The organism is Pseudoalteromonas sp. S16_S37 (genome assembly GCF_014694405.1).
Lineage (GTDB): Bacteria > Pseudomonadota > Gammaproteobacteria > Enterobacterales > Alteromonadaceae > Pseudoalteromonas.
In genome coordinates this window covers 12,463-25,960 of the sequence record NZ_JAAUWV010000003.1, presented here as the reverse complement: position 1 = coordinate 25,960, position 13,498 = coordinate 12,463, and the positions used below count along the sequence as shown (strand labels likewise).

The following is a 13,498-nucleotide window of genomic DNA, read 5'->3' as shown; positions in this document are numbered from 1 at the left end:
AGTCACGGTATCGTATAGCAAAATTGTAAGTCACGCCTGTTAGTTGGAGTTCAGATGCGTAAACTGTTGTTACTACTGTGCTTGTCGCTTCCTGCAATGGCCTATCAAGTTCAACCTATGATTGTCGACCTTGCGTCGCATGGCAAAGACTCGTTAGTTACCTATCGTTTGCAAAATCCAGGAAGTAGCCCGTTACCCATTGAAATAGAAGTATTTAAACGTACCTTCGACGACAATCAAAAAGAAGTATTAGTAAGCGCTGAAGAAGACTTTATTGTACTGCCACCACAAATCGAGGTGCCAGCCAATGGCTATCAGGTTTTTCGTGCCAAATATTTAGGCGCCCCCGAGCTTGAAGAAACGCACTCATACCGCATCGTTTTTAAACAGCTGCCACTACCTGAGGATGAGCAAAAATCTGGCGTAAAAATGGTATTTAACTTTGCAACACTGGTATTTGTTAGCCCTGATGGGATTAAAGCAGCACAAAAGAGTGACTTAAGCTGTAAAAAGTTAGACGACTGCAAACTTACTATTTCGAATCAAGGTAAGCGCGTATTAGACTTGTCACAGTTTGAATACCACTTTCACCAAGGCAACACTGTAGTGAACTGGGCTCAATTTCAGTCAGTTACATCTGGCCGTTTTATTATGCCAGGTCACTCAATGAGCGTAGATTTAAAGACATTATTAGCAGACAAGCCAACCAAAACTGCAACTTTAGTTAACCTTCTTGATAAAAAGTAATCACTAAACGATGTTAATACTGGGCTTTAACTCTAGGCCTGCATTATTGCAGTGTGTCTTTTTTACACTTCTTTTTGCATGGCATCGATCTGCATTTTCCGCGGTTTATCACATGGACTTTCCCGTGCGGCTAAATGTTGCCGAAATAGGGCTAGTTTCTGCCGCTGTCGACGGTTTTGAATTAAAATCCATTTCAGCTTTAGAAGTGAAAGAGAATTTACATAGTGTTTTAAGTGACAAGGTGCTGACATGGCTGGCAAGTAAAGGCGACGAAGACATCACCATCGAACAGTTCAAAGCTCACGGCATATCACTCACCCTACAACCACAAGACTTAACGATAGAAATGTCTCTCGCAGAGTCGGCAATGGCTACCGACAGCCTAACTTATGGTAAAGATAGGCATTTTGAACTCCCCAAAGGCGAGGCCAAATGGGCGATTTTAAATAACCTCAATCTAAACCATGAGAGAAGTGACAACAACCGCACCGAGCACACTCAGTTCGAATGGCTGATGAATGCCAACATAGGTGGCGCTGATGGACTAAACGTTCGTAGCTCCGCCTTTTGGGAAAGCGGTGACAACGGTGACAACCAAGACAGCCACTTTTATCGCGGCGATACTTTTGCATTTTATGATAGACCTGACTTACCAATGCGCTTTACCTTAGGTGATACGCAGGTCACTAACAGCGGGCACCTATCAGGTACGCAGCTAGCTGGTCTAGGCATAGAAAAAGCCTATTCAAAACTGCAACCACAGAGAAGGATCACACCGAGTAATAGTCAGCAGTTTGTCTTGCCTCGTGCAGCAACCTTGGAAGTGTTTATTAACGAGTTTTTAATTTCGAGGCTAAGATTGCGAGCTGGTCGCTACAATTTAAGCGATCTGCCACTTACCTCTGGGGTGAACAATATTCACGTTGTGGCTCGATATGCAAACGGCGAAACGCAAGACTTTCATTTTGCAACGCACTACAACGCGAGACTATTGGCACCAGGATTAAGTGACTACTCGTTGAAAGTTGGCTATGTCTCATCATTAGATAATGGCCACTATGAATATGATGACGAGCTTTTAGTTTCTGGTAATTATGAATATGGCTTCAATGATAAACTTACTTTAGGTTTAAATGGTGCAATTCACCCTCAAGGGCACGTATTAGGCTCGATAGTCACTTTGGGCAGTCCATTTGGTAATATATCGCTACGTTATTCACAAAGTGAAATGAGCGAGCAAACAGGTGAAGCATTCTCAATAGAAACAGAGCACAGCATTTTTGGTAACGGCAATTATGGCTCACCAAATTTGCGCTTAGGCTATGAATTAAAACGCAACTTTACCAACACGCCTTGGCAAACCTTTAATACCATTGCCGATAACTCCAGAGCTTTTTTTGATTACAGCTATATTATCGACGATTATAGTGACTTTAATCTCAATGCCACACGCACTGTCAATGACAACAATGTGGCCAGTGAAAATGCTTCGGCCAGTTTTAATTTCCGCTATGAAGACATGCGCTTAAAAGTAGGTTTTAATCACAACTCAAGCGACGACCCTCGTGTGATATCTGAAAACCAATTTGTACTGAATTTCACGTGGAATGGCTATGATAGAGACGCTCATACCCGTACTAGAGCGCAGTATAATAGTTCAACTAAAGTGGCCAGTGCCAGCTATGCTAAAACCAACAATAATTTCCTAAATGACTATGGCTATGAACTGCGCGCTGAAAAAGGCAGTAATTATAGACAGGAACAAGTTAGGGCCAGCTATACAGGTGCATTTTTCAGAGCTGATGTGAACGCCACTAATTATACACGTTCTAACGTCAGCGCCGACAGTAGCGTTGGCATAAACCTATCTACCAGTCTCGGCGTAGCTGATGGTCACCTAGGTATGGGCGCGACCACTACAGCCCCTTTTGCAGTAGTAACTAAGCATAAAACACTCAAAAATACCGATGTATTGGTTAACGTTGACCGACTTGGCAGAGCACAAACTAAACCCAATAACGCGATTGGTGCGTTAATAAACCTTGGCTCAGGTTATACTAATACACAATTCAATATTGATGTACCTGAAGCACCACTGGGTTATGACTGGGGCCCTGGTATGTATCTTATTACTGGCGGAGCAAACACTGGCCATCATATTCAGGTAGGCTCAGACTTATCCTATACCGTGATAGGAACTTTAGTTGATGCCAAAGGCACAGCTATTGCAATGCAACGTGGTCACGTAATAAAACGACGAAACAATGACGATGGTGCTACACAAACACTTCGTCGAGCATTTTTCACTAACCGTACAGGCCGCTTTGTCGTGGAAGGAATAAGTGTTGGTGACTACATAATTGAGTTAGATGATGCAAAAGGCGCTTTTAGCATTACAGATGTTGAAAACAGATTTATTCGAATTGGGACCATTAAGCTTGAACAAACACAGTTAAAAGGAGACTTAAAAGAATGAAATTAAAGATCTTTGTACTGCTTGTTCTGAGCTATTGGATTATTACCCCAACAGCACTTGCAAAACGCTGTACTGGCAACTTAACCGCAACCTCCAGCTCTACTGAAGTCATCGAAGAATACGGTAATCAGGTGTCGGTATATCTCCCTTTAAAGATACAAGTGTCTGATGCTTTGCTTGATTGTGCCGATGAGATTTGGGTAGAAGATATATATTACTACTCATTAGTATTTTCCGGCCCAACAGAATACAAGTATGCAAATTTGCTGGATGCCCAGTTTAATAATATGTGGGCAAGCAATGGGATCTGGCGCACCCCTTTATATAATCACACCACACAAATGTGGATACGATTGAAACACTATAGCTTGTTTCCTGCAGGCGCATACTATGGCGGCGTAAAAGTCTCCATCGTGCGCCGTAATCGTGTGATCAAAGAACAGTATTTAAGTATTACTTATAATTCTCAACCTCAAGTTGCCATTACGCTCGATAGCACTAGCCAAGGTAAAGTCTCTGGTAGCAGTGGCAACTACCAAATTGATTTGGGTGAACTCAGAACGAATATGCGCTTTTATTGGGGTATAAAAATTCTGAGTAATAGTTCTTACGATATTGTTTTGGATTCTGAATACAATGGCTTGCGTCATGAAACTGACACTAGCTCATTGATTGACTACACCCTAGGTTTTGATAACGTCAAAATTTCGTCTTCCGAGCGCCTAATGCGTAGTTATAACTTTTATCCAGGCGTCAGAAATAAGTGGTTTGGCTTTGAGTTTATCTTGGGGAATACCGAAATGATGCCAGCTGGCGTTTACAGAGATCATTTATCACTCACCGTATACCCGAGGTAAACACCTGATAAAAAAGAATTATTTTTAAAATAACAAAAAAACAACTATAAACACCTTTATGATAAAAAATTCTGGCACGCTCCGTGCTTGAGTATAGCAAATAGGTAAGAACCTAATTATTTAAATACAAATGCTGTACTTTTTCAGGGGAAACACCATGAACACATTACTTAAGTCTCTTTTTGTCGCGTCTGCTATCACATCATTATCAGCTGCGGCTGCGGTTACAACGTCAAGTAGCAACCAAGCAAGCTTCTCATTTGAGGGCACCATTGCGCCACTTTGTAAAACAAGCAGCGGTTCAAACAGCGTAACAGGCTTAAAGCTAGACGCGTCACAAGAAACGCAAACTATCGGTACTTTAGACGTTTGGTGTAACACAGGTGAAAATGCAACAACCGAGTATACGTCAGCAAACGGTGGTTTCTTAAAAGCGGGTAATGCACAAGGCAGTAAAATTGCATACACCTTAGACATCGGTGACACAACAGGTATCGATTTGCAAACTGGTGCTTATAAGCATACTTCAACACTGGCAGGTACCGGTGTGACTGGTGATACAAAAGCAACAACTTTAAAAATCACACCTAAGTCAAATGGCTTAAACGATGCAGGCACTTACTCAGATACTATCACGGTTACAGTAAGCCCTAACTAATCACAATATAGTAACAATGAGAGGCCTCAGCGTCTCTCATGCCCTAAAGTAAAGCAAACCTGTCGGATTAGCATATATGCAGTCCGACATTTGCCTACATCTACTATTTGTAAAAAACCTGACTCCCCTTCCTATCCATATAAAAAACTTTCCTTTAGTACGTTAGAAAAGTTGCAAATTGAAACACAACTGCTGTACTTTATCTAAGGGGGAGATGCCATGCACACTTTACTTAAATCTTTACTTATCGCATCGACGGTTTTGTCGTTACAGGCAACAGCTGAGGTTGTTGATGCCACCAGTAGCGAAGCGAAGTATTTTTTTGAAGGCACGGTAGAACCTATATGTAAAACAAGTAGTGGTGCAAATAGTGTAACCGGCTTAACGCTTGACGCTTCACAAACAACACAAGAAATTGGTACGTTAGATGTTTGGTGCAATACCAATGATAACGCAACCACTGAATACAGCTCTGCAAATGGCGGTTATTTAGTTGCAGACAACAGCCTTGGCAGCAAGTTGGCCTATACACTCAGCATTGGTGATAAAACAGGTATTGATTTACAAGCTGGTACCTATACCCATGAAAAAGCCACGTCTGCAGGCACGGGCGATGCTGGTGAAACCAAATCAACATTACTTAAAATCACCCCTTTAACTAACGGACTGAATGAAGCCGGCACCTACTCAGACACTATTACTGTTACAGTCAGAGCAAACTAGGATCTTAATTAGCATCTTCTGAGTGTCCTATCTAACGTTTTTTATTGCTAAGCAGGGCATAAAAACAGCCAAGCAATACGTTACGAGCCAGATAAGCGATTAAAGTATCTAACACCCTGCTCATAATGCTCGTATCTACTCGTGAGCATGAGCCGTGCTCGTTAATCATTTTTTAAAATACGCAAAACGTTTTAACTTTAGTTATTTACTTTCTTTGATAAGCCACTGCCTTGGTGACATGCCACTTTGCGCTTTAAAGGCGCGCGACAAAGCCGACTCACTTTTATAACCCGCTTCTTCAGCTATCAACTTAAGCGGCATACCATTTTTTAGCCATTTTTGTACCAAACCTATGCGCCAATTTTGTAGGTACTTTGCAGGCGTTTCGCCGATTGTTTCACGAAATAAATTGGAAAACACACTGCGAGACATATGCGCCTCTGACGCTAGGCTTTCAACCGTCCAATCGACTTCAGGCTTTTCATGCATAGCGACAATGGCTCTACGTAGATTTTGATGTGCCAGACCCGCCAGCATACCAATTTTAATTTCTTGGTTTTCCATCAACTCTCTTAGTAGTTGAACTAAAAACACCTCCAGAAGCCTATCGAGCAACACCTGACGGCCGCAGTAACAAGCCTCGGCCTCTTCAAATAACAATGACAAGACCTTTTCGCAATTGGGTAGTGAGGTCAGCGGCAAGCACAAGCTATCAGGCAGCGCATTGGCGATGGGGTTTGCATCATTGCCCTCGAACGACACATTTGCACATAAAAACTGTGTTTGCGTATCTTGCGCGACCACAAAATGCCTTTTAAGCGGGCGCGGATAAAACAGCAAACTCGGCTCAGTAATGCAATATTCCTTGGTGCGACCATGCCATACCTCCACACTGCCCTCTCGAATTAGATGCAATTGCCCATAAGACACATCTGTTACAACAGGATTAGTGCCACATAGAGGGCCCGATTGAAAAGTGTGCGCACTTAACGAGAAGTGCTCAAATAAAGAAGCGAGACGATCCACCATAAAAATACGATCTGCAATGTTTTGAAGACTATCTGAGATAAATCATATCGCAATGCGGGGCACAATGACACCCATCAACAGAGCGAAGGAACAAACCGCTCAGTTATTAAAAGCAAATTAAAACCATTGGAGATTGATGATGAAAAACTTAACAAATTTATTTAAAGCAACCGTATTAACAAGCGTTTTAGCGTTATCTGCAACAGCAGTGCAAGCTGACACAAACTACCAACGCACTGCCAGTACAATCACCACCAGCGACAACGTGCAACTTTACTATAGAGATTGGGGCCCTAAAGATGGCGAAGTGGTCACGTTCAGCCACGGCTGGCCGCTAAGCTCAGACAGTTGGGAGTCGCAAATGCAATTTTTGGCTGACAAAGGCTATCGCGTCATTGCCCACGACCGCCGCGGTCACGGTCGCTCAAGCCAACCTTGGGAAGGCAACGACATGGACCATTACGCAGACGACTTAGCAGCCGTGCTTGATGCATTGAAGTTAGACAAAGTCACCCTCGTTGGCTTTTCAACTGGCGGCGGTGAAGTAGCCCGCTACATTGGCCGCCATGGTACAAAGCGCGTAAATAAAGTTGCCTTGGTCAGCGCTGTTACACCTTTGATGGTAAAAACCGAAACCAACCCAAATGGCATAGAAAAAGCGCTATTTGATGGCATACGCAAAGCATCTAACGACAATCGCTCGCAGTTATACTTGGATATTGCATCTGGCCCGTTTTATAGCTTTAACCGTGAGGGCGCAAAAGTATCGCAGGGGTTAATTCAATCCTTCTGGAGACAAGGCATGATGGGCGGCGCGAAAAATACCTATGATTCAATCGCAGCGTTCTCGGCTACCGATTTTCGCCCAGATTTAGCAAAAATTGATGTACCGGCTCTAGTGATACACGGTGATGATGACCAAGTGGTGCCAATTGAAGTATCGGGTGAAGTATCAGCAAAACTAATTAAAGGCGCAAAGTTTATCATCTACAAAGACGCCCCACACGGCCTTGCAGATACGCATAAAGATAGACTGAATCAAGACCTACTTAACTTCTTGCAAGAGAAATAAACCCTCTTAAAATATCAAAGCCGGAGCCTGCTCCGGTTTTCCCCAAAGATACTTCTATCGATAATATTTTCAGGTTTTTCGCTCGTACTACTTGTATTTTTTTTATTCAAACATATTTATAAAATCAGCTCATTTTGCGGTAGGGCTATTCCTTTTAACTTTATTCTTAGGGGTAGTTATGGCAGAAACTGTCAAAGTAAAAAATGCATTCACTTTATTTTCATCTAATTTAGGTCAAGAGGTTGAAGCCAACACTTTAGAGAAAAAGATAGGCTGGAAAAAAAGTACTATAAACACATATTTCAATAAAAAATGGAAAGGCCAAATACTCACCAAAGTCAGACCAGGTGTGTATAAGGTAGTAATGGATGCTAATATGAACTTTGATACTTTCTCTGACTTACATACACAGGTAGATAAAGGGGTTAGATAATTCAAACGATGCAAAGACTCTAGCAGTAACCTTTTATCTGAGCTTAATTCGTTATTGAACAAAATATTGCCGGATGATTGCGAGCCACGCAGTTGTCCGCCAACTGTTAACATCATATAGCCTTGGACGATTCTTTTGCCCTAACTCCCTGTGCTTTTTTCAACTTTCCACACCTCTAAGCGCTCGGCTATAATCCCACTTTGTCGCTCTATTTAGCCGTTAATTTGGAATGCCCCATGAAAAAGCTCTCGAAAGTTCAACAAAAACAACAAACCTTGGTGCTCAACGTCGCCGAGATGCTCGAAGAGCAAGCCCGCAGCGAGATCCCCGGCATGGTGCAATGTTGGTTTGATGTAGAATATCACCTGTTCCCCGGCTCACTACTTTTGTGTTTTCAATTTGAAGATGAGCAAGCATTAGAGACCGCCAAACCCGACTTACTCAAATGGCAAAAACGCTTAAGCGCCGCCATGCTTAAAAAAGGCGTGATTTTAAAAGATATGCGCAAGCACTTAACGTTTACGTTGCAAGGGCCTGAGGATTAATCAGTTCCAAAACACTACTTTCTTTAGCGCGAAGCGCCGCCATCCGACTATGGTGAGTCTCTTAGCAATGGTTAAACAGGCGCATTGCGTAAAATGAGCGCCTTTAGACCTTTGTTGGAAGGCGCCTTCGGCTTTTCCAACCTACAGTTTAAGATTCAATCCCTCACCACACCAACTTGGCTGATAAATCCCCCGTTCCACCGCTTTGTGAAAACTTGAATACGGCCTATCAATAATACGGTTTACCAAACTATGTTTCATGGGGTTAAAATGAACGTAATTAACATGATGCCAATAATCACGCTCGTCACGAATGGTGTGCTCCCAAAAACGTCGCTGCCAAATAACGCGCTCGCCTTTTCGTTTATGCGCTCCCGTTAACGGCTCTGTTTTTGGTAATGATTTAACAAAGCGCTTTTTGATCTCGCGCCAACGGTTAGAGTAATCATGATCATCATCAGGTAAGGTCAACACCGCATGCAGATGATCAGGCAATACCACCCAAGCATTAATATCAAACGGCTGCCGATGCTTCACCCAACGCACAGACTCCCGCAAAACATCAATATGCTCCACCAGCAATGCGCTGTTGCGGTTCAACAAATTCACCGTGAAAAAATACGTGCCACCCGCCACATAATTGCGCCGATACCGCATACCACCTCCTTGTGATTTCATTTATTTTTGTAGGTCGGATAAGCGAAGCGCCATCCGACGATTGAGAGTTCCTTAGCAATGGTTAAATGAGCTGTTTCACCTTGCGTAAAAGAGCCTAGTCGCGAACCGTTTACACCTTTGTTGGAAGGCGCCTCTGGCTTTTCCAACCTACACTAGACGTTCTTAATACAAATTATTTTAGGATATATATGTCAAATGTGAACGCAACTGATTCAATAAAATACCCACTCATAATCCTTGTGATTTTTGCTATTGTAGCTGTTTTAGGTGTCTACATTTTGTGGAACATAGGCTTGGGAGTTGGTTTTGGTGGTACGACAGAAACTTGGGCTCATTTCGGTAGCTTTTTCGGTGGAGTCTCAAGCCCAACACTTTCATTTTTTTCTTTTATTGGCGTTCTTTACGCAATATATCTTCAATCCAAAAGCAATACAGAACAAGCAAAAGCAAACAAGCAAGCTGCCGAAGCAATGGAATTATCAACAGAAAATAATGCAAATAATCTAGTAGAACAACGAAAGCTTCAAGAACAGGAGATGCAACATGACAAACAGCAACACCTTTTAGCATTTTTTGTTGATATGTTTAATGAGCTAGATAGAGCTGGATGTGAGGCATTAAATGACTTTTTCCCGAAAGAAATAGATCAAGAGCCAATTATTGGACCATATTCCAATACATTTCGTTGGAAAGTAAAGTCTACTGCTGTGGCAACTAATAAGTTAAAAGATAAACTCGATGAAGATAGTGCTGAGTTAGTCGTATTATTAATAGCTAAAGGAGTGGGACAAATAAACACTGTAAAACAAAACCTTGAGCTCTACAGGGATATATTCAGCAACACGGATGATGTAATTTTCGCTATTGAAGAACTCAATATTGCAGAACGAGCATTCACACAAACAAAAACAGACTTAATTCAAAAGTATAAATTTTCGGATATTTGAACTAAGAGCCATTGTTGGAAGGCGCCTTCGGCTTTTCCAACCTACACATCAAACTCGTAGGTCGGCATAAGGCGCGCAGCGCCGCCATCCGACGACGAAGATTCCCGTAACAGTGGTTAAACTATCTCATTTCACCTTGCGCAAAGGAAACGCACTCACTGCGTTCGCTGTCGTTAACCCTTTGCACCACCCACAAAAAAACCGCCTTGCTTTCACAAGGCGGTTTTTAAATCTAATCAAAGCCAAACTCTATCTAAACTTGGCTTTTACCCAACCCTTACTCTGCGTAAGTTTCTACCGCTGGGCATGAACAAATTAGGTTACGGTCGCCGTATACATCGTCGATACGGGTTACCGTTGGCCAGAATTTGTCTTTTGCTACGCTTGGTACTGGGAATGCCGCGTAGAAACGGTCGTATGCACGGTTCCACTCGTTGCCAAGTACGTCAGCTTGCGTGTGTGGTGCAAATACCAGTGGGTTGTTTTCGATTGACCACTCGCCTGAGATGATCTTGTCGATTTCGCCCTTGATTGACACCATCGCTTCGATAAAGCGGTCAATTTCAACTTTAGACTCAGATTCGGTTGGCTCAATCATCAAGGTGCCCGCTACTGGGAACGACATAGTTGGTGAGTGGAAGCCGTAGTCTTGTAAACGCTTCGCCACATCCATTTCAGTGATACCAGAGGCTTCTTTGATTGGACGTAAGTCAACAATACACTCGTGCGCAACGCGGTTGTTTTGACCACGGTACAAGATTGGGTAGTGTTCGCTTAACTTCTCAGTTAGGTAGTTAGCGTTCACAATCGCCATTTCTGTTGCTTGCTTTAAGCCTTCGCTGCCCATCATGGCAATGTATGCCCAAGAGATAGGTAGGATTGCCGCTGAGCCGTAAGGTGCTGCAGAAACCGCACCGTTACCTTCAGTCGTGCCCGCAACGTTGATCACGCTGTGGTTAGGCATAAATGGTGCAAGGTGCGATTTAACACCGATTGGACCAACACCTGGGCCGCCGCCACCGTGTGGAATACAGAATGTTTTGTGTAAGTTAAGGTGCGATACGTCAGAGCCGATTGAACCTGGGCTGGTTACGCCCACTTGCGCGTTCATGTTTGCGCCGTCCATGTAAACCTGACCACCGTACTGGTGTACGATGTCGCATACTTCTTTAATCGTTTGCTCGTAAACACCGTGTGTAGATGGGTAAGTTACCATGATACACGATAGGTTTTCTGCTACGTCAGCGGCTTTGGCGCGTAGGTCTTCCATATCGATGTTACCGTTCTTATCACAGCCAACCACCACAACTTTCATGCTGGCCATTTGCGCAGATGCAGGGTTAGTACCGTGTGCAGAGCTTGGGATCAAGCAGATGTTACGGTGACCTTCGCCACGTGACTCGTGGTATTTACGAATCGCGATAAGACCTGCGTATTCGCCTTGTGCACCTGAGTTAGGCTGTAGTGAAACTGCATCGTAACCTGTGATGTCTACTAACCAGTCGTGCAACTCGTTGATCATGATCTGGTAGCCTTGCGCTTGATCAAGTGGGCAGAACGGGTGTAGCTCTGCAAACTCTGGCCAAGTTACTGGGATCATCTCAGCCGTCGCGTTTAGCTTCATGGTACATGAACCTAACGAGATCATTGAGTGGTTAAGCGCTAAGTCTTTATTTTCAAGACGCTTGATGTAACGCAGCATTTCAGTCTCGCTGTGGTACGAGTTGAAGTTAGGGTGCGTTAAAATTTCATCATCGCGTACTAAGCTTGCAGGAATACCTGTGATGTCGTCTTTGCTTACTTGAGCATCTAGCGCATCAACATCTAAGCCGTGGCCTTCGCCAAGGATAATGTCGAACAACTGTGCTACATCAGCACGTGTGGTTGTTTCGTTTACAGAGATTGAGTACTCGCCAGCGTGGTTTGTTGCAAAGTTAACCTCTGCCGCCAATGCACGTGCAACTACGTCGTCTTTGTTGTCAGCAACAACCGTTAATGTATCAAACCAAGTGTCGTGCTTAAGCGCCACGCCTTTAGATTTAAGACCAGTCGCTAGGATACTTGCAAAACGGTTAATACGCTGAGCAATTGTTTTAAGGCCCTGTGGACCGTGGTACACCGCGTAGAATGCCGCCATGTTAGCGAGCAATACTTGCGCTGTACAAATGTTTGAGTTAGCTTTTTCGCGGCGGATGTGCTGCTCACGTGTTTGCATCGCCATACGAAGTGCATCGTTACCTAAACGGTCTTTTGATACACCAATGATACGACCTGGCAGTGAACGTTTATATTCATCACGCGTTGCAAAGAATGCTGCGTGAGGACCACCGTAGCCCATAGGCACACCAAAACGCTGTGCAGAGCCAAGTACTACGTCGGCACCTAGTTTGCCCGGTGCTTTAAGTAGCAATAAGCTCATGATGTCGGCAGCAACACAGGCAATCGCCTTTTTGCTTTGTACTTGTGCGATTAAGTCTTGTACGTCAACCACTTCACCCGTTGTGCTTGGGTATTGGAATAAGGCGCCAAAAATCTCGTGGTTTGCAGCGTCACTTGCAGGACCTACCACTACTTCAAAACCAAACTGCTCTGCGCGTGTTGCAACTACGTCGATAGTTTGTGTGTGTACGTCATCAGCAATAAAGAAAATGTTTGCTTTTTTTGCTTTAGCAACACGCTTAGCAAGCGCCATTGCTTCAGCCGCTGCCGTTGCTTCGTCAAGTAGCGAGGCAGACGCTAGGTCTAAACCTGTTAGGTCAATAGTCAGTGTCTGGAAGTTTAATAATGATTCTAAACGGCCTTGCGCGATCTCTGGCTGATAAGGAGTATAAGCCGTGTACCAACCTGGATTTTCAAGTACGTTACGTAAAATTACGTTTGGTACATGCGTTGGGTGGTAACCCTGACCGATGTACGACTTGAATATCTTGTTTTTGCTTGCAACTGATTTTAGGTAGCTAAGCGTTTCAACTTCAGTACGACTTTCACCGATGTTTAACCCTTGCTCTAAACGGATAGCCGCAGGTACAGTTTGACCGATCAGCTCTTCAACACTCGATACCCCAAGAGCGTTCAGCATGTCAGTTACTTGCGCCGGGCTTGGGCCGATATGGCGACGAATAAAATCTTGCTTTTGCTCTAATTGTTCAAGAGATTTGGCGTTTGACATTAGTCCAGATTCCTATGATCCAAATTAAAAAGTGTGTTTGTCACAGCAGCCTTGGTAACAGCAGAGTAACAAAACAAAATTGGCCACGGCATCTCACCGAAGCCAAAAAATTTGTGCATTTTATTAACCCCCCGAATTTGAGAATGTATTTCTCAACGGGGATT

Annotated in this window: 12 protein-coding genes; 9 read left to right on the top strand and 3 right to left on the bottom strand. The window is 43.6% G+C overall.

Translation table 11 applies throughout. The features are described from left to right. Positions 1 to 54 precede the first annotated feature (54 nt). The 5 genes from HC733_RS02205 (at position 55) to HC733_RS02185 (ending at position 5,461) form a co-directional block, all read left to right on the top strand. Positions 55 to 747, top strand: coding sequence for a fimbrial biogenesis chaperone (locus tag HC733_RS02205; protein WP_190363431.1), 693 nt, complete (start codon positions 55 to 57; stop codon positions 745 to 747). Between the two features lie 112 nt (positions 748 to 859). Next, positions 860 to 3,223 carry a fimbria/pilus outer membrane usher protein gene (locus HC733_RS02200; RefSeq protein ID WP_190363430.1) on the top strand — a complete coding sequence of 788 codons (2,364 nt, stop codon included), beginning with the start codon at positions 860 to 862 and terminating at the stop codon, positions 3,221 to 3,223. Next, complete coding sequence (locus HC733_RS02195) at positions 3,220 to 4,080, top strand: hypothetical protein (RefSeq protein WP_190363429.1); 861 nt, start codon at positions 3,220 to 3,222, stop codon at positions 4,078 to 4,080. The genes HC733_RS02200 and HC733_RS02195 overlap by 4 nt, the downstream gene beginning before the upstream one ends. Positions 4,081 to 4,237: 157 nt before the next feature. Then, positions 4,238 to 4,738 (top strand): hypothetical protein, encoded by a 501-nt coding sequence (locus HC733_RS02190; protein WP_190363428.1) that lies wholly within the window; start codon positions 4,238 to 4,240, stop codon positions 4,736 to 4,738. A 219-nt stretch (positions 4,739 to 4,957) separates the two neighbouring features. Further along, positions 4,958 to 5,461 (top strand): hypothetical protein, encoded by a 504-nt coding sequence (locus HC733_RS02185; RefSeq protein ID WP_190363427.1) that lies wholly within the window; start codon positions 4,958 to 4,960, stop codon positions 5,459 to 5,461. A gap of 201 nt (positions 5,462 to 5,662) precedes the next feature. Here HC733_RS02185 and HC733_RS02180 read toward each other — a convergent pair whose 3' ends face one another. Continuing rightward, a complete protein-coding gene (locus HC733_RS02180) occupies positions 5,663 to 6,490 on the bottom strand; it encodes an AraC family transcriptional regulator (RefSeq protein ID WP_190363426.1) in 828 nt (275 codons plus the stop codon). Positions 6,491 to 6,626: 136 nt separating this feature from the next. Here HC733_RS02180 and HC733_RS02175 point away from each other — a divergent pair, with 136 nt between their 5' ends. From HC733_RS02175 to HC733_RS02165, 3 genes are all read left to right on the top strand, one after another. After that, the gene (locus HC733_RS02175; RefSeq protein ID WP_238937408.1) at positions 6,627 to 7,562 is read left to right on the top strand and encodes an alpha/beta fold hydrolase; all 936 of its coding nucleotides are present in this window, start codon (positions 6,627 to 6,629) and stop codon (positions 7,560 to 7,562) included. 178 nt (positions 7,563 to 7,740) lie between these two features. Continuing rightward, complete coding sequence (locus HC733_RS02170; protein WP_190363424.1) at positions 7,741 to 7,995, top strand: hypothetical protein; 255 nt, start codon at positions 7,741 to 7,743, stop codon at positions 7,993 to 7,995. Positions 7,996 to 8,231: 236 nt separating this feature from the next. Then, entirely contained in the window at positions 8,232 to 8,540 is a 309-nt protein-coding gene (locus tag HC733_RS02165) for a hypothetical protein (RefSeq protein WP_190363423.1), read from the top strand. Positions 8,541 to 8,681: 141 nt separating this feature from the next. Here HC733_RS02165 and HC733_RS02160 read toward each other — a convergent pair whose 3' ends face one another. Then, a complete protein-coding gene (locus tag HC733_RS02160) occupies positions 8,682 to 9,197 on the bottom strand; it encodes an REP-associated tyrosine transposase (RefSeq protein ID WP_190363422.1) in 516 nt (171 codons plus the stop codon). Between the two features lie 209 nt (positions 9,198 to 9,406). Between HC733_RS02160 and HC733_RS02155 the strand changes: the two genes are divergently transcribed. Beyond that, positions 9,407 to 10,165: a hypothetical protein gene (locus HC733_RS02155; protein WP_190363421.1), complete on the top strand. Its 759-nt coding sequence runs from the start codon at positions 9,407 to 9,409 to the stop codon at positions 10,163 to 10,165. 277 nt (positions 10,166 to 10,442) lie between these two features. Here HC733_RS02155 and gcvP read toward each other — a convergent pair whose 3' ends face one another. Next, on the bottom strand, positions 10,443 to 13,334 hold the full coding sequence (gcvP, locus tag HC733_RS02150) for an aminomethyl-transferring glycine dehydrogenase (protein WP_190363420.1): 2,892 nt from the start codon (positions 13,332 to 13,334) through the stop codon (positions 10,443 to 10,445). Positions 13,335 to 13,498 lie beyond the last annotated feature (164 nt).